This window comes from Amycolatopsis sp. NPDC001319, assembly GCF_042896185.1.
GTDB lineage: Bacteria > Actinomycetota > Actinomycetes > Mycobacteriales > Pseudonocardiaceae > Amycolatopsis.
Window position 1 is genome coordinate 130,040 of record NZ_JBIAWY010000011.1, and the last position, 17,616, is coordinate 147,655.

Genomic DNA, 17,616 nt, shown 5'->3' on the forward strand with positions numbered 1-17,616 from the left:
GCGCCCCGGCCGCTTGTGGGCGGTCGGGGCGCGTTCGCGGTGCCGGAGGTGTCGGCCGGGTCAGTCCGTGCCCGACTCCATGGCCGCGTTGTCCAGGAGCGAGACGTCGTCGGTCTTGCCGCGGGAGGCGATGGCTTCGGCGCCGCCCTCGGGCATGGCGCCGATGAGGCCGGTGGAGGCGGCCTGGGCGGCGCCGATCAGGGCCGGGTGGGAGCCGCTGCCGACCATGCCGAGGCCGGCGTACTGCTCGAGCTTCGCGCGGGAGTCGGCGATGTCGAGGTTGCGCATGGTCAGCTGGCCGATGCGGTCGACCGGGCCGAACGCACTGTCCTCGGTGCGTTCCATCGACAGCTTGTCCGGGTGGTAGCTGAAGGCCGGCCCGGACGTGTCGAGGATCGAGTAGTCCTCGCCGCGGCGCAGGCGGAGCGTGACCTCGCCCGTGATGGCCGTGCCGACCCAGCGCTGCAGCGACTCGCGCAGCATCATGGCCTGCGGGTCGAGCCAGCGGCCCTCGTACATGAGCCGGCCGAGGCGGCGGCCCTCGTTGTGGTAGCTGGCGACGGTGTCCTCGTTGTGGACCGCGTTGACGAGCCGCTCGTACGCCGCGTGCAGCAGCGCCATGCCCGGCGCCTCGTAGATGCCGCGGCTCTTGGCCTCGATGATGCGGTTCTCGATCTGGTCGGACATCCCGAGCCCGTGCCGGCCGCCGATCGCGTTGGCCTCCAGCACGAGGTCGACGGACGTCGCGAACTGCTTGCCGTTGATCGACACCGGACGGCCCAGCTCGAAGCCGATGGTGACGTCTTCCGGCTCGATCTCGACGCTCGCGTCCCAGAACCGCACGCCCATGATCGGCTCGACGATCTCGATGCCGGTGTCGAGGTGCTCCAGCGACTTGGCCTCGTGGGTGGCGCCCCAGATGTTGGCGTCGGTCGAGTAGGCCTTCTCGGTGCTGTCGCGGTAGGGCAGCCCGTGCGCCACCAGCCACTCGGACATCTCCTTGCGGCCGCCGAGCTCCGTCACGAAGTCCGCGTCGAGCCACGGCTTGTAGATGCGCAGGGCGGGGTTGGCCAGCAGGCCGTAGCGGTAGAACCGCTCGATGTCGTTGCCCTTGTAGGTGGAGCCGTCGCCCCAGATCTGGACGTCGTCTTCGAGCATCGCGCGCACCAGCAGCGTGCCGGTGACCGCCCGGCCGAGCGGCGTGGTGTTGAAGTAGCTGCGGCCGCCGGAGCGGATGTGGAACGCGCCGCACGTCAGCGCCGCGAGCCCCTCCTCGACCAGCGCCTCCTTGCAGTCGACCAGCCGCCCGAGCTCCGCGCCGTACGTCGTCGCCCGCCCCGGCACCGACTCGATGTCGGGCTCGTCGTACTGCCCGATGTCGGCCGTGTAGGTGCACGGCACGGCGCCTTTGTCACGCATCCACGCCACCGCAACGGACGTGTCGAGGCCACCGGAGAACGCGATGCCGACCCGCTCGCCGACGGGAAGGGAAGTGAGCACCTTGGACATGGGTATGATTATGCATCAGGATGTATGACTGTGCATAGCCGGGGCGGCAAGTCGTGACGCAGATCGCTCCGGCCGGCCGCGCGGACCAGGCCCGACACGCGAAGACGGGTGCCATCCCCATGAAGAGGATGACACCCGCGGTCACGACAAACTCGCAGACGTCACGTCTGCGGATCGCCCAGGGTGGTAAGCGCTCCGCCGAGTGGACTGATCGGCAAGTCGACTCCCGTCGGGGTTGTGCCGGGCCTGCGGGACCGCCAGAAGGCATTTGAGGTCGGGTGCGGGCACGACGACGACCCGGCCGCGTACGACGACTCGCCAGTCCTTGTGTTCCGAACTCGGACGGGTGCCATTCCTCGAGCCGGGAGGTGACCTCCATCAGGGTGGACCGACACGTCGGCTCCCGCGTCTGAACTGCCGCTCATTCGAGGTTTGGTGTCGACCATGAGAACGAAGGCGGGTGCCATCCCCACGAAGAGGATGACACCCGTCGTCAACGTGAAGCCGCAGACGTCAGCCTCGCGGGTCGAACGGGATGCCGGCAGGCAGGGAGGCCGCCAGGAGGTCGTTGTAGCGCGCGTCGTTGATCTTGATGGTGGCCGCGCCGAAGTCGGCGGACATCAGCTTGTCGCGCAGGGCGGTGGAGGGGTAGCCGTCGTAGCCGACGAGCGGGGGGTAGCGCCAGTTGTGGTAGTGGTTCTCCGGCGGCTCGTCGTTGTTGTTGGCCAGGCGGAAGAAGTGCGTGCCCAGGCCGTCCTTGTGGTAGACGACCTTCGGGTGGCTGCCGTCGAACCGCACTTGCGAGCGGGGGTACGTGACCTGGCTGCTGTGCTGCGTGGTGGTCACGAACTCGACCTGGTTGCTCGCCTGGTTGATCCAGGAGATCACGTGCTCCCAGTCGTGGCGGTGGCCGCCGAGGCCGCTGCCGGCGACGGCCTGGTCCTTCTCGAAGTAGCTGGCGTAGACCACTGCGCACCAGCCGTTGTTGCACTTCGAGCGGGAGTAGGTCTGGGAGTTGTCGAGGTCGGACTGGTCGCGGCAGCTGCCGTTGACCGCGCCGGTGGTGTTGAGTCCGGGGGCGAGGGTGCCGTCCGGGCCGATGGCGGGGGTGGCGTAGCAGCCGTCGCCGTCGTAGTCGTACGCGGGCGAGAACGACTGGTCGTAGCCGCCGGCGTTCTGGGGGAGGTTGTGCGGGGGATCGGCGTACGCCGCGGCCGCCGGGATCACCAGCGCCAGCACGGTTGCGCCGAGCACCGCACCTAGCCGTTTGAAGGTTCGCATAAAGGTCGACCTTCCGAATGGGGACAGGGCGTTGATCATGCTGGCGTACCCGGCCCCCGCGGAGAAGGAGTTGGACCCGAAAAGCCCGCGACGAAGGTGGGTCGCGGGCCTTTCGAGCCGGTGAACTCTCACTCCGCGCGCAGAGATTCCACCTTTGTGACCTGGCGCAGCAGCGGAATCGTGCATGCGGTCACGACGAACACCGCCGCGACGGCCGCGCCCGCCATGCTCGCGATCAGCCCGCCGTCGAGCTTCAACGGGATGTCCGCCGCGCGCAGGATCGGCAACGTCAGCCCGGTCCCGGTGAGAACCGCCAGCACCACCCCGATCACCACGGGCAGCGCGGTCTGCGCAAACGAGCTGCGCGCCAGCACGCCCAGCGGAACACCCGAAGCGGCCAGCGCGGCCAACGCCCGGCGCCGCTCGGTGATCTGCTCGACGGCCAGCATCAGCAGGCTCAGCGCCGCCACCGCGAGCACGAACAGCGACGCCGTGAGCAGCACCGCCCGGATCGTGCCCAGCACCCCGATCGGCGCGCTCGTGGGCTCGTCGGTGTCCACCTCGACGTGCCAGGTCAGGTTCGCGACGGTGGCCGCCACGCGGTCGGCCAGTGCCGCGGTGTTCCCGGGGCCCTTGACGTACACCGTGGGCGCCCGCACCGGCACCTGGACGCCGGCGAGCGCGCCGTCGGTCACGAGCAGCATGCCCTCCAGGTTGCGCGCGGCCGAGCTCACCGGCAGCCGCACCACCCCGGCCGGGACAGTCCACATCGGACCGCCAGCGTCCGAACCGGACGAGGTGAGCCGCACCGCCCCCGTCGGCACCGTCGCGTCACCCACCGCGAACACCGAACCGTCCACACAGGACGGCAGATCGGCCCGCAGGGCCAACGCGGCGCACGACCCGATCTCCAGCGCGGCGTACTGGTCACCGGCGACGGCGGACGTTTGCCGGAGCGTGCCCACCTGCAGCCCGGCCAGGCCGGACACGCGCCGCTGCACCTCGGCGGCCGTCGCCTGGTCCGCGTTCACGCTCACGTGCGCCGCGCCCGCCCACGAGTGGTCCGCCTTGGCCTCCGCCGCGTCCGCCGCGAGCAGGGAGTTGAGCACGACCTGCAGCAGGATGCTGCCGGCCACCACCACGACCAGCCCCGAAACGACCCGGCTCGGCGTGCCGCTGTCGAGCTGCAGCCGCCGCACCGCGAGCTGCCACGCGGGCGACCCGCCGCGCAGCCGGCCCGCGATCCCCTCGACGATCCACGGCAGCAATACGGTCACGCCCACCAGCAGGAACGCGCAACCCCCGGTGAGCGCGATCAACACGCTGTCGCTGCCCTGGCCCGGCTCGGTCGCGTACGCCGTGCCGACGAGCAGCACGCCCACGCCGGTGATCAGCCAGCGCCACCACATCCGCCGTCGCACGGGCTTGCCCTGGCGCACCACGCCGAGCGGCTCCACGATCGTCCGCCGCAGCCCGAACAGTGCCGCGCCGACGGCCAGCGCCGGCACGAGCACGACCACCAGCACCGCGAGCGGCCACGACGGCACGAAGTCCTCGCCGAACACGCGGTAGCCGAACAGGTCGAGCGACCCGAGCGTCGGGCGCACCGCCAGGAACAGCGCCACGCCGAGCAGCAGGCCGATCGTCGCGCCCAGCAACGATTCCCCGGCCGCGACCCAGCGGATCTGCCGCGCGTCCACGCCCAGCAGCCGCAGCGCAGCCAGCCGCTGGTCGCGCTGCGCCGCCCCCATGCGCGACGCCGTCGTCACGAAGATCAGCAACGGCAGCAGCAGCGCGATCACCACCGGCAGCACCGCGACGAGCAGCGACGTCGCCACGGCCAGCCGCGGCGGTTGCCCGCCGCCGAAGCCGTAGACCGTCCGCACGTCCGGATTCGCCTTCGCGTCGGCGACCGTGGTGCCGTACCAGGCCGTGATCTCGCCGGCGTCGACGAGCCCGGGCTTGCTGATCGTGCCCGCCGGCGCCGCGGGGAGGCGGGCCCGCAGTCCGGCGCCGTCCGGCCCGGCGAGCAGGCGCGCGAGCTCGGGCGACACGATGAGCTCACCCGGTTTCGGCACCGCGCTCAGCCCGGGCGGCACCGGCGCCTGCGGTCCGCCGGCCGCGACTGAGCGCAGGTCCACGAACTGGTTGCCCCGGATCGCCGACCACTCGACCACGTACAGCGGGTCGACGCCCGGCTTCGGCTGCGTGATCTCCGCGGTCGCGGCCGCGCGGTCCTCCCGCGCGCCGACGACCGAGCTCACCGAAGCCGCCGGCAGCAGCACGGCCACCACGAGCCCGATGCCCACCGTCGTCATCGTGAGGCGCAGCAGCGCCTGTCCCGACATCCGGCCGCCCCCGACGGCCAGCCGGAGGCCGAGAAGAAGGTTCGCGATCACTGCGCGAACTCCGGATCCGCCACGCGCCCGTCGCGCACCACGATCTCGTGGTCCGAGTACGCGGCGACGCGCGCTTCGTGCGTCACAAGCACGACGGCCGCGTTGGTCTGCCGCGCGGCCTCGGTGAACATGCGCATGACCTTCTCGCCGTTGAGCGAGTCGAGCGCGCCCGTCGGCTCGTCGGCGAACACCACCTTCGGCCGGGTCACGAGCGCGCGGGCCACGGCGATGCGCTGGCCCTGTCCGCCCGAGACGTCGCCCGGGCGCTTGTCCGCGACGTCGGACACCTGCAGCCGCTCCAGCCACTCGCGCGCGACGCCCTCGGCCTTGCGCCGCCCGACCTTTGCCAGGCGCAGTGGCAGCGCGACGTTCTCCAGGCACGTCAGCTCCGGCACGAGCTGCCCGAACTGGAACACGAAGCCGAACTCCGTGCGCCGCAACGCACTGCGCTCGCGGTCGCTCATGGCGACGAGGTCGCGGCCGCCGTAGGTGATGGTGCCGGCGTCGGGGCGGACGATGCCGGCGAGGCAGTGCAGCAGCGTCGACTTGCCCGAGCCCGACGGGCCCATGATCGCGAGCACCTCGCCGGCCGCGACGGACACGCCGGCGCCGCGCAGCGCCTGCGTCGGGCCGAACGCCTTCTCCACACCGTCGGCGACGAGCAGGGGTTCCGTCATGACCGCACCTCGCTCGCCAGCTCGTCGAGGCGCGCGGCCGTGAGCTCGAGCCAGCGCAGGTCGGCTTCGAGGTGGAACAGCGCGTGGTCGCAGATCAGCTGCGTCGCGAGGTCGCCGTCGCGCTTGCGGCGGGTGAGCTCGCGCATCACGTCGAGGTGCTTGGCGCGCTGCGCGTCGAGCACGGTCGTGGCGCTGCGTCCGGACAGCAGCGCGAGCACGACCTTGGTGTAGAGCGTGTTCTGCAGGTACGGCTCGGGGTTCTCCGGCGTCGCGAGCCAGTGCTCGACGTCGGTGATGCCGGCGTCGGTGATCGTGTAGCGCTTGCGCTCCGGCCCGTCGCCGGCTTCGACGCCCGCGACCTCCACGAGGCCGTTCTTGAGCAGTCGCGAGAGCGTGGCGTAGACCTGCCCGTAGGCGAGCGGCCGGTCCTGGCCGAACTGTTCGTCATACGCGCGTTTCAGGTCGTACCCGTGCCGCGGTCCTGGCTCGAGCAAGGCGAGCAGGGTGGTCCCCACTGACATGTCTGGTCCCCTTCGGACGATCGCTATACATCGAGAATATACATCGCGTGTATACGCAGGTGATCGGGGTGTGTCCGATTTGCTCAGTGGCGGTGCGTGAACGGCTTGGTGACGCCCAGGTGGACGACCTTCGTGGTGGTGGGGACCACCGTGAGTGGCCATGTGAGCTGTGTGTATGCTTCCGCATCGCTTGACTGGGTGGATTCTCACCTGATTGGTGGCCGTCGTGATCGGGGTGTGTTTTCTCACGCGGCTCCGACTTTCTGGTTCGGGCTTGGATGGGAGAACAGATGCAGGTCAGGTCAGGTCTGGTGCGAGGCGGGATCGCGGCTGCCGCCGCGGCCGTCGCGCTGATGGCGGCCGCTCAGGGCGCCACCGCGGACACCGGCGCGAAGGCTGAAGACGGCGCGGCCCGCGGGCGCCTCGTCCCCGGCGCGTTCACCAACGGTTTCGGTGTCAACCTGAACGAAAACGGCAAGGACCACTACTACGACACGGTCCTGTTCGGCCTCAAGCTCTCCGACGGCAGCACGCTGAAGCTGTACTGCGTCGAGATCGAGACGAACATCGACGAGCAGCAGGACATGCTCGAGACGCCGTGGGACAAGTACCCGAACCCGGACTCGCCGTTCAACCAGAACAACGCGAAGATCAACTGGGTCCTGCACCACGGCTTCCCGACCGAGGACCTCAAGGGCATCGAGGCCGAGCTGAAGGGCGTCACGCTGCACGACGGCCTTTCGCAGGCCGAGGCGATCGCCGCTACGCAGGCCGCCGTCTGGCACTTCAGCGACGGCAAGGAGCTGGACCGCGACAAGCCCGTCCAGTACGGCAACGCGGACAACGGCGCCGACGTGCTCGCCCTGTACGACTACCTCACGGGCAGCGACAACGTCGGCATCGGCCAGCAGCCGAAGCCGACGCTGAGCATCACCCCGGCCTCGGCCAAGGGCGAAGCCGGCACGAAGATCGGCCCGTTCACCATCGCCACCACCGGTGACATCACCGACCTCACCACGCAGCTGCCCGACGGCGTCAAGCTCACCGACGCCGACGGCAAGGCCGTGACGGAGGGCGAGGTCAAGGACGGCACCAAGCTGTACCTGGACGTGCCCAAGGACGCGAAGGCCGGCACCGCCGAGCTGGCGCTCAAGGCCGTCGGCCACCTCGACACCGGCCGCCTGTTCGTGGGCGAGAACTACGCCAAGCACCCGGCGCAGTCGCTGATCGTCGCGGAGTCGCAGAAGACCACGGTCGACACCTCGGCCACCGCCACCTGGGCCGAAGCCGGCGTCACCCCGCCGACCACCCCGGCGGCCCCGGGCACCCCGGCCACCCCGGCGGCCCCGGCCGGCGGCTCGGCGCCCCTGGCCAACACCGGCGTGGACGCCTCCCTGCCCATCGGCATCGGCGCGGCCCTCGTCCTGGCCGGCGGCGCGATGCTGGTGCTGGTGCGCCGTCGTCGTAGCAACGCCTGATTGTTGTAGCTGACCGAAGAAGCGGGGCTGGTCCATTGTGGACCGGCCCCGCTTTCGTTTTGCCTGGATCAGCCGACGACCACGCCGGTGATCACGCCTTCCTCGGCCACCAGGCGCACGCGGCGGTGAATCTTGATCGCGGCGCGGTCGTGGGGAGTGGGGGTGTCGATGACGTAGCCGTGGCGGGTCAGCTCGATCACGGCTTTGCGGATCGGCGTCCCGACCACGTCTTCGGGGCGGAACGCCGGATCGCGCGGTGGTCCGCCGTCGCGGATGCCCTTGTGGCCCATGGAGCCACGGTACTCAGAGGTGGTCCGCGTCCACGATCGCTTTTGTGAAGTCCGCAGGCGCTTCCTGCGGGACGCTGTGGCCGATGCCGGGCAGGACGCGGTGGGCGTAGGGGCCCGTGAACTGCTTGCGGTAGGCCGAGCCGCGGGCGGCGGTGCCGTCGAAGTCGCCCGCGAGGGTGATGGTGGGCAGGGCGATGGCGGGGCTCTGCTGGAGCTTCGCCTCTGCGTCTTCAAGTTGGTGATGAGGTACCCGCTCACGAGCACCGGCGCCTTGCACCGCCGCGGCCACAGCGCAGCCACCGCGCCGGCCGTGCGCGAGCCCCAGTCGAAGCCGCCGATCACGGCGCGGGCGATCTCCAGCGCGTCCATCAGCGCGATGACGTCGGCGGCGACAGCGGACTGCTGGGCATTGCGGAACGTCGGACCCGAGCGGAACGTCGTGGTCCCGTAGCCGCGCAGGTACGGCACGATCACGCGGTAACCCCGAGCCGCCAGCGAGGGCGCGACGTCGACGTAGCTGCGGATGTCGTACGGCCACCCGTGCAGCAGGAGCACGACCGGTCCGTTCGTGGGGCCGACGGTAGGCAGTGGCGGAGTGGCTTCGCGCCCGTCAGGTGACGCCGTGCATGTACGTCATCCCTCGCGGCGCAGCGCGGCACCCAGCTCGCCGCGGGCGCTGATGCCGAGCTTCGGGAAGATCCGGTGCAGGTGCGTGCTCACGGTCCGGTGCGACAGGTACAGCCGCTGCCCGATCTCCCGGTTCGTCAGGCCCTCCGCGGCCAGCTGCGCGATGTTCAGCTCGTGCGCCGTGAGGTCGCCCAGCGCGTCCGGCTCGCGGTCCGGCGTCGCTTCGCCCGCGGCGCGCAGCTCGCGAGCGGCCCGTTCGCTCCACCCGGTGACGCCGAGTGCGTCGAACGTTTCCCGCGCCGCCCGCAGCACCGGTCGCGACTCCGCCGCCCGGCGGCGCCGGCGCAGCCACTCCCCGAACGCGAGCTGCAGCCGTCCGCGTTCGAGCGGCCAGCCCGTGAGGTCGGCTTGCAGGGCCACGCGGAACAGGTCCTCGGCTTCTTCATCGGAGGCGAGGACGGCGCGGGCGTAGCGCAGGCCGTGGTGCAGCGCGGGGGACGTCGTCGGGGCTTGGCCGAGCGCGGTGATCAGGCACCGCACCGCGTCGGCGCGATCGCAGTGGACGGCCGCGTCCGTCAGCTCCGGCAGGACGTAACAGCGCAGCGCCAGCTGGTACGCGGGGTCGGCCGGGTCGAAGACGCGCAGGAGTGCGGCCACGGCGTCGGCGTGCCGGCCGGCGCCGAGAGCGGCGAGACCTCGGGCGAGCTGCACCGTTGCGAGCACGGGCCGGGCGCCCGCCGCGAGGCCCACGCGCTCCGCCTCGGCGGCCAGTTTCTCCGCCAGTGAGTGGTCCCCGCGCAACGCTGCGATCTCCGCCTGCACGGCCCGGGCCAGGCCGACCATGTACGGCTGGCGCGTCTCGTGGGCCAGCCGGCCGGCCTCTTCCGCCGCGGGCAACGCGGCCGCCAGATCGCCGAGGCGGGCGTGGCTCCAGGCCTGCACGGCCAGCGCGCGGCTCAGCAGGCCGAGGCGGCCTTCGGCGCGGAGACCCGGCTGCGCCGCCAGGGCGAACCGGGCCGCGAGGTCGAACGCCCCCACCTGCAGCGCCGCGCTGCCGAGGAACCGGATCACGGTCGGGTCGGTGGTTCGGTCCGCCAGCTCCCGCAACGCCGCCACCACCTCGGCCCCGCGCGCCAGCGGCGTCACGTAGGCCGCGATCGCCACCATCCGCGGGTCGGCCGGGTCGACGGGGAGCTCGCCGGCGATCGCGGTGATGCGTTCGCGCGCCGCGGCGCCGGGTTCGACCCAGAAGCACCGCATGGCCGTGCTCCAGAAGATCCGCATGGCGAGGTCGAGACCGCTGTCGCGCGCCACGGCGCCCGCGAGCGCCGCCAGCTCGGACGCACCGGCGGCGCCTTCGCGAACCCCGTCGTCGAACCCGGTCGGCAGCCAGGTCACGAGGGCCCGTTGCCGCGGGGTGAGGTCCATTGTGGACGCTTCCGCCAGCAGCCGGTCGACCACGTCACGCCGGCCGGATTCGACGGCGAGGTCGGCGGCTCGGAGCAGCCGATCGGCGCGCCGCGCGTCGGTCTCGCTGAGGCGGGCGGCCTCCTCCAGCGCCGAGATCGCGGCCGCGACGCCACCCCGGCGCCGGGCGTCACCCGCCGCCGCTTCCAGCTCGGCCGCGACGGTCTCGTCCGTCCCGGTCGCCGCCGCCGCACGGTGCCAGGCTCGCCGTCCAGGCTCGGTCAACGTCGCGGCCAACGCGTGGTGCGCGGCGCGACGAGCGGCGGGTGTCGCCGAGCGGACGATGGCGGCGCGGGTCAGCGCGTGCCGGAACGTGATGGTCGTCGCGGCCACCTCGACCAGCCCAGCGGCCGGCCCGAGCGCGTCGGCGCCGGTGGCCTTGAGGGTCTCGGCGAGGGAGGTGCTGTCGTTGAGGGCGGCGACGAGGAGGCTCGTGCGCGTCGCCTCCGGCAGCTCGGCGACGCGGGCGGCGAAGGCATGGTCCAGCGGGCCGGTCCGGGCGGCGGGCAGTTCGGTGAGCGCGAGGGGTTTGCCGGCGGCTTCCCGGAGAATCCGTGCGCGGGCGTCCGGGGCGAGGTCCGGGGCGACGTGGTCGAGGAGCTCCTCGGCGTCGTCCGGCGGCAAGGGGCGCAGTGTGAGGGAGGGAAGGTCGTCGAGGCGGGTGGGTTCGTCGTCGCGGGCCGTCGCGATCAGGACGACGGGCTCGGACTCGACCCGGCGGGCGACGAAGGCGAGCACGTCCTGGGTCGCGCGGTCGAGCCAGTGGACGTCGTCCAGCAGCAGGACCAACGGGGTGGCGGCGGCTGCTTCGCTGAGCAGGTTGAGCACGGCGAGGCCGACCAGGTAGCTCTCCGGCGCAGCGCCGTCGACGAGGCCGAGGGCGGTGCGCAGAGCTGCGCGCTGGGTGGCGGGCAGCTCGGTGGTGGCGTCGCGGAGGGGGTAGAGGAGCTGGTTGAGGCCCGCGTAGGGGAGGTGCTGCTCGGGCTCGGCGCCGGTCGCGGTCAGGATCGTCGTGCGCGAGGGGCCGAGCTGCCGGCGGACGGTAGCGACCAGAGCCGACTTGCCGACGCCCGGTTCGCCCCGCACCAGCAACGCCCCGCCGCGCTCGCCGACGCCGTCGACCAGCTCCGCCAGGCGTTTCTGCTCCAGCTCCCGTCCGAACAGGACTGAACTCCTCTCCTCGGCCACGTCAGGGCAACGGCTCGTCGCGGGCGGTGATCCACAGGCGGTACCACTCTTCGTGCGTGAGCGCCGGTTCGCGGTTCACCGCGTCACCGCAGGCGCGGATGCGTTCGGGCCGGGTACTGCCGAGCACCGGGGCGATCCGCGCCGGGTGTCGCATCAGCCACCAGAGGACGATGGTCTCCGGCGTGGTGTCGTGGTGGGCAGCCAGTTCCTTCACCAGCTGGGCCGTCGCCTCCTCGACCGGAGTGGCCTGGCGTCCCGTGTAGACACCCTGAGCCAGGGAACCCCAGGACTGGAGCTGGATCCCGTGCTCCACGCAGTATTCGAGGGTGCCGTGGGGAAAGCCGTTGGCAGCGGCCGCCGAGGTGTTCACGAGCACACCCGACTCGACCCAATCCCGGCGTGCGAGGCTCATCTCCAGCTGGTTGGCCACCAAGGGAAAGTCCACCCGCGACCGCAACGCGGCGATCTGCGCGGCGCTCATGTTGGACACGCCGAAGTGCCGGACCAGCCCGTCCTCACGCAGGCGGTGCAACGCCTCGGCGACCTCGCCGAGATCCGCCAGCGGGTCGGGCCGGTGCAGGAGCAGCACGTCGACGTATTCGGTGCGCAGCCGTTCGAGGCTCTGCTCCAGGCGGGCGACGATGCCGGCGCCGCGCAGGTCGTAGAAGCCGCCGTCGAGCCGGATCCCGCACTTGGTCTGGAGCACGATCCGCTCCCGCAGCCCCGGCGTGCGCGCGAGCACCTCCCCGAACACGGCCTCCGCCTTGCCGTGGCGGTAGATGTCCGCGTGGTCGAAGGCGGTCACGCCGATGTCCAGCGCGGCGGTGATCGCCGCCTCGGCGGCATCGACGTCGGCGGGCGCGTACGGCGCCGGGTCCCAGCTGCCGCCGAGACCCATGCAGCCGTACCACGCCGGGGGCGCGGGGGCGGTGATCGTGTCCACCCGCGCGAGTGTAATCAGCGGAGGAACCGGAACGCCGCCCGAAGTTCTTTCGAGAACAGCTCCGGCTGCTCCCACGCGGCGAAGTGGCCGCCGTTGTCGACCTGGTTGTAGTAGCGCAGGTCGTGGTAGGCGCGCTCGGCCCAGCTGCGCGGCGCGCGGTAGAGCTCGCCGGGGAACACGGTGATCGCGGCCGGGATCGAGACGTCGACGGCGTTGAAGTTGTTCGCGTTGTTCTCCCAGTAGAGCTGCGCCGACGACACGGCGGTGTTGGTGACCCAGTAGAGGGTGATGTCGTCGAGCATCTCGTCGCGGGTGAGCACCTTCTCGGGCACATCAGCACTGTACGTCCAGGCGGCGAACTTGTCGTACATCTACGCGGCGAGGCCCGCGGGCGAGTCGGCCAGTCCGAAGCCCACGGTCTCCGGGCGCGTGACCATCATCGCGGAGTAGCCGGAGCCGCGCGTGTAGAGGGCGTTGAGGGAGTCGAACGCGGCATGCTCCTCAGTGGACAGACCCGCCGGCGCGGGGCCACCGTCGGTGAGGATCTTCGCGATCTCGGGCGGCACGGTCGCCGGCATGTTCACGTGGATGCCGAGCAGCCCGGCGGGCTTCTGCGCCGCGAGCACGTCGGAGACGACCGAACCCCAGTCGCCGCCTTGCGAGACGTACTCGTGGTAGCCCAGGCGTTTCATCAGGACATCCCACGCCCGTGCGATCCGTGCCGGGCCCCAGCCGGTGGCGGTCGGCTTGCCCGAGAAACCGTAGCCAGGCATCGAGGGGATGACGACGTGGAACGCGTCGGCCGCACTGCAGCCGTGGCGCGTCGGGTCGGTGAGAGGCCCGATGACCTTGAGCATTTCGAGGACCGAGCCCGGCCAGCCGTGGGTGATGACGATGGGCAGCGCGTTCTCGTGCTTCGAGCGGATGTGCAGGAAGTGGATGTCGAGGCCGTCGATTTCCGTGATGAACTGGGGGAGTGAATTGAGCTTCGCCTCGACCTTGCGCCAATCGTAACGGGTGGTCCAGTACTTCACGAGATCCTGGACGCGTTGGAGCTGCAAGCCCTGCGAATCGTCGGCGACAGTCTCCCGTGTCGGCCATCGCGTGGCGTGCAGCCGGTTGCGGAGATCGGTGAGGTCGCGTTGCGGCACGTTGATGCGGAAGCGGCGGATGGCGCTGGGCGCAGCGGTGGTGGTCACCGCGTTCGCGGGCGCGGACAGCAGCGTCGACGCACTGGCCGCGACGGCCAGCGCCCCCGCCGACGTGGCGAGGAACCGACGCCGCGAATGCTCGGACGTGTTCTCGGACATCACTGTTTCTCCTCGACGGGAAAGAATGCGGCCCGGACGGCCGTTTCCGACGCTAGCCGTTCTTGATCATCGCGGCCAGCGCCCGCATCCCGCCGAGGAAAGATGGCGAGTTCCGTTGTTTTTCTGGCGTTATCCGTGGGTGGATATTACGGAGTTCTTGCCCGGCACCGAGTCTCCCCGGCGCCGGGCAAGAGAATCTCAGATCAGGCCGAGCTGCGCCAGATCCGCCGCGTACTTCCGGATCAGCTCCGCCGTCACGTGCGGGATGTCCTTGTCCGCGCCGATGCCGGCGTCCTGCACCGCCGAGCGGAAGCGCTCGGTCGGGATGCCGGCGCCGTCGACCGGTTCGGCCGCAGCGGAGAACGCGTGCAGCAGCGGCAGCAACGAGTGCTGCTTCTGCTTTTCCGGCAACCCGCGGATGGCCGTCTCGAAGCGGGCGAACCATTCGGCGTAGTCGTCGATGCGCTTGATCGGATACCCGGCCGCCACGAGCCAGTCGACATACGTGTCGAGCGAAACGCCGTCCTCGTGGGGGTTGAGGACGTTGTAGGTGCGGTAGCCCTCGGTCGCCTGGGTGCCGAGGGTGGTGATGGCCTCGGCGGTGAAGTCGGCGGGCAGGCCGTCGTAGTGGGCGGGTGCCGGCGAAGAGTAGAAGGAACCCGGCGCGATGCCCGTGACGATGAGGCTGAGCAGCAGCCGCGTGAACATGTCCGGCACGTTGAGCTGGCCGGAGTACCGGCTGTGCGCGAGGATCATGTCGGAGCGGAACGTGGCGACGGGCAGGCCGAAGGCGTCGTTGGCCTCGCGCAGCAGCACCTCACCGGCCCACTTGCTGGTGGCGTAGCCGTTGGCGTAACCGTCGTCGAGCACGCGCACGGGGCTCGTCTCGCGGATGTCCGACACCTCGTCGGCCGAGGACGCCTGGTCGGAGATCACGGCCACTGTGGACAGATACGTGATCGGCTTCATCCGCGCCGTCAACGCCATCCGGATCAGCTCCGCGGTGCCCACCACGTTGGGGCCGAACAGCTGGTCGTAGGGCAGCACGTGGTTCACCAGCGCGGCCGGGTGCACGATGAGGTCGACGGTGTCGGCCAGCCGCCGCCAGGTCGTCTCGTCGAGGCCGAGGTCCGGCTCACCGATGTCGCCCGCCAGCACCTCCAGGTGGTCGGCGGCCAGGTCGCGGAAGTGGCGCAGCAGCTTGATGTCGCCGCTGTCGAACGCGTCCTCGAGCCGCTTGCGCGCCGCTTCGGCGGAGCGGCCGCGGACGATGCAGACGAGCCGGCCGCCCGATTCGGCCAGGCGTTCCAGCCACTCCAGGCACAGGAACCGGCCGAGGTAACCGTTGGCGCCGGTCAGCAGCACCGTGCCGACGGTGCCGGTGGGGCGCGCCAGCGTCGACGCGCCCTCGAGCGTGGCCGCGTCGAGGAACTTGTCGAGCGTGAGCGCGTCGGCGCGGGCCTCGGTGCTGCCCGCGCCGTGCACGTTGGCGAAGGTGGGCCGCTTGGCACCCGACGCGCGCGCGTCCTCGATGTACGAAGCGAGCTTGCGCAGGTCCGTCGCCGGGCTGATCACGACCCCGACCGGCACCTCGACGTCGAAGATCTCCCGCAGCAGGTTGGAGAACGTAAGCGCCGACAGTGAGTCGCCGCCCAGCTCCACGAAGTGTGCCTCAGGCCTCAACTCGCCCGAAGACGCGCCGAGCAGCGCCTGCGCCGCCCGCACGACCGTGTCGAACACCGGCTGCGAACGCCCGGCCTGCCGCAGTTCGCGCAGCTCGCTCGACTCGCGCTCGGCGATCTCGCGGTAGAGCCGTTCGAGCCGCTCGCCGTAGTGCTCCTTGAGCTTCGGCCGCGACAGCTTGCGGATTCCGGTGAGCAGCCCGTTTTCGGGACTGAACGGCTCGGTCTCCACGAGGAAGTCCCGCGGGATCTCGTACGAGTTGAGGTCGGACTCCTTCGCGATGCTCTGCAGCGATTCGCTCAGCTGCACCTTGAGCTTTTCCTCGTCGCCAAACGCTTCCAGCGCCTCCGCCGTCGGCACGATCACCGCGAGCAGGTACGCGCGCTCGCTGCTGCCGTAGAGGTAGATCTGGCGGATCGCCGGCGCGGCCGCGAATTCGGCCTCCAAACGCGACACGGCCACGAACTCGCCCTGCGACAGCTTCAGCACGTTCTTGCGCCGGTCGATGTAGAACAGCGTTTCCGGGGCGGTCTCGACCATGATGTCGCCTGTGCGGTAGTAGCCGTCCTCGTCGAACACCTCCGCCGTGGCGTCGGGGCGCTTGTAGTAGCCGGGCACCAGGCTCGTCGCCTTGACCAGCAGTTCCCCGCGCGGGTGCGGGGAGTCCGTGGAGAAGTAACCGAGCTCCGGCACGTCGTCGAGCTTGTAGTCGAGCACCGCCGGGCGGGTCGGCTTGTGGTCGAACAGCACGATGCCGGTCTCGGTCGATCCGTAACCGTCGTGCAGTTCGAGGCCGAGCACCGACTCGATGAAGGCCTGCATCTCGGCCGACAGCGGCGCGGAACCGGAGCCGGCCCACACCATCCGCCCGCCCAGGAAGCTCGTGCGCAGGTCGAGCTTGACCTCGGCTTCCAGCTCGGCCGAGTAGCCGGCGCCCAGCGCGCGGCGGTCGAGCTCACTCTGGTAGTGGTGGAAGATCATGTCGCAGATGCGCGGCACCATCACCGTCTGGGTGGGGCGCGTCAGCGCGATGTCCTCGAACAACGTGGACAGGTCACTCTTCGCGGCAAAGTGGACCGTACCGCCCTTGGCCAGGATATCCACCAGCAAGGCGCGGCCCATCACGTGGCTGAGCGGCATGAAGTTGAGGTCCACCAACGGGAACGAAGGCCGTTCGCGGAAGAGCCCGTGCCACAGGTTGGCGATGAGCCGGTCGGTGTACATCGCCCCCTTGGGCGTGCCGGTGCTGCCCGAGGTGTAGATGAGCAGCGACAGGCGATCCGGGTCCGCGTCCAACGCCGGCGGCGCGGCGGCGCCGCGTTCGAGCACCGCACTCAGCGGCTCGATGACGATCGGGCTGTCGGCCGAGGCGAGCCGTGCCTGGGCGGCCTCGAACTTCTCGCGCTCGGCGTCGACGTCGGAGTGGTAGTCGAACACCACCAGGCGGCGCACGGTCGCGCTGTCGAGCACGAGGTCGACGGCGGTCTCGAGGTTGTCCACGTTGGACGCCAGGAGCTTCGGCCCGGTCTCGGCGAGGATCGGCTTGAGCGTGCCCGCCGTCGCGCCGGCCTGCAGCGGCACCGACACCACGCCGGCGCGGACGCAGGCGAGGTCGATGATCGCGTACTCGGTGCTCGTGAAGCCGAGCGTGGCCACGAAGTCGCCGATGGCCACAGGGATTTCGGCGTGCTGGGCCCACTCGCCCGCGACGGCGCCCGCGCGCTGCCAGGCTTCGCGATAGGTCACGGTGTCGAACCGCGGCAGCAGCCGGCGGGTGGTGCGGCCGGTCGCCGGGTCGGTCACCGCCTCCGTGGCCCGTTCGGCGAAGGCGGCGCGCTCGGCGTACCCCGTCATCACCGTTTCGATCAGCTCGACCAGCGACAGCCCCGGTCGTCGGATCGCCTCGTCGACCCGGGTGTCGGGGGCGGCGCCCCGCAGCTGCGGCTCAGCGGCCAGTAGTTCCTCGACGCGGTGCTCGGTACTGGTGATCTCGGTCGGCGGGGTCGCCAATGCTCAGCCCTCCCTGGGTCGGCGTTCGTCCAGCGGGAGGCGCCGTCGGCTCCTTTTGGGCTAGTTGTTTGCGTACCCTAAGTTTACTGATCGTGGTCGGCCGAGCAGTGGCTTGTGATGGTGATCATGAACGCGTTGTGCTGCTTCGATCACTCCTGGTACGGAAACGGTCAATGGGCAACAGCAGTAACACGTACCCCGAGATTCTCTGACGCGGCTGAACCTCGCAAACG

12 protein-coding genes and 1 pseudogene are annotated in these 17,616 nt (G+C 70.8%); 1 reads left to right on the forward strand and 12 read right to left on the reverse strand.

From position 1 onward, the window contains the following. Positions 1-60: 60 nt before the first annotated feature. The 5 genes from argG to ACFY1H_RS36095 form a co-directional block, all read right to left on the reverse strand. Positions 61-1,509 carry an argininosuccinate synthase gene (argG, locus tag ACFY1H_RS36075; protein ID WP_366588410.1) on the reverse strand — a complete coding sequence of 483 codons (1,449 nt, stop codon included), beginning with the start codon at positions 1,507-1,509 and terminating at the stop codon, positions 61-63. Positions 1,510-2,022: 513 nt separating this feature from the next. After that, positions 2,023-2,790: an NPP1 family protein gene (locus tag ACFY1H_RS36080; protein WP_366588408.1), complete on the reverse strand. Its 768-nt coding sequence runs from the start codon at positions 2,788-2,790 to the stop codon at positions 2,023-2,025. A gap of 128 nt (positions 2,791-2,918) precedes the next feature. Then, entirely contained in the window at positions 2,919-5,189 is a 2,271-nt protein-coding gene (locus ACFY1H_RS36085; RefSeq protein WP_386954018.1) for an FtsX-like permease family protein, read from the reverse strand. After that, on the reverse strand, positions 5,186-5,866 hold the full coding sequence (locus ACFY1H_RS36090; protein WP_366588404.1) for an ABC transporter ATP-binding protein: 681 nt from the start codon (positions 5,864-5,866) through the stop codon (positions 5,186-5,188). The genes ACFY1H_RS36085 and ACFY1H_RS36090 overlap by 4 nt, the downstream gene beginning before the upstream one ends. Then, entirely contained in the window at positions 5,863-6,387 is a 525-nt protein-coding gene (locus tag ACFY1H_RS36095) for a PadR family transcriptional regulator (protein WP_366588402.1), read from the reverse strand. The genes ACFY1H_RS36090 and ACFY1H_RS36095 overlap by 4 nt, the downstream gene beginning before the upstream one ends. Positions 6,388-6,677: 290 nt before the next feature. Between ACFY1H_RS36095 and ACFY1H_RS36100 the strand changes: the two genes are divergently transcribed. Continuing rightward, positions 6,678-7,865 (forward strand): Cys-Gln thioester bond-forming surface protein, encoded by a 1,188-nt coding sequence (locus ACFY1H_RS36100; RefSeq protein WP_386954022.1) that lies wholly within the window; start codon positions 6,678-6,680, stop codon positions 7,863-7,865. Between the two features lie 68 nt (positions 7,866-7,933). On the opposite strand, the gene ACFY1H_RS36105 is transcribed toward ACFY1H_RS36100, so the two are convergent. From ACFY1H_RS36105 to car, 7 genes and pseudogenes are all read right to left on the reverse strand, one after another. After that, positions 7,934-8,155 (reverse strand): hypothetical protein, encoded by a 222-nt coding sequence (locus ACFY1H_RS36105; protein ID WP_366588454.1) that lies wholly within the window; start codon positions 8,153-8,155, stop codon positions 7,934-7,936. A gap of 66 nt (positions 8,156-8,221) precedes the next feature. Further along, positions 8,222-8,710, reverse strand: a pseudogene (locus ACFY1H_RS36110) (alpha/beta fold hydrolase); the annotation flags it as partial. A gap of 78 nt (positions 8,711-8,788) precedes the next feature. Beyond that, positions 8,789-11,437 carry an ATP-binding protein gene (locus tag ACFY1H_RS36115; RefSeq protein ID WP_386954025.1) on the reverse strand — a complete coding sequence of 883 codons (2,649 nt, stop codon included), beginning with the start codon at positions 11,435-11,437 and terminating at the stop codon, positions 8,789-8,791. Position 11,438: 1 nt separating this feature from the next. After that, positions 11,439-12,380: an aldo/keto reductase gene (locus ACFY1H_RS36120; RefSeq protein ID WP_366588396.1), complete on the reverse strand. Its 942-nt coding sequence runs from the start codon at positions 12,378-12,380 to the stop codon at positions 11,439-11,441. A 14-nt stretch (positions 12,381-12,394) separates the two neighbouring features. Further along, a complete protein-coding gene (locus ACFY1H_RS36125) occupies positions 12,395-12,712 on the reverse strand; it encodes a hypothetical protein (RefSeq protein ID WP_386954028.1) in 318 nt (105 codons plus the stop codon). Positions 12,713-12,751: 39 nt separating this feature from the next. After that, positions 12,752-13,690, reverse strand: a complete 939-nt coding sequence (locus ACFY1H_RS36130; protein WP_386954031.1) for an epoxide hydrolase family protein — start codon at positions 13,688-13,690, stop codon at positions 12,752-12,754. A 198-nt stretch (positions 13,691-13,888) separates the two neighbouring features. Further along, positions 13,889-17,383 (reverse strand): carboxylic acid reductase, encoded by a 3,495-nt coding sequence (gene car / locus ACFY1H_RS36135; protein WP_386954034.1) that lies wholly within the window; start codon positions 17,381-17,383, stop codon positions 13,889-13,891. Positions 17,384-17,616 lie beyond the last annotated feature (233 nt).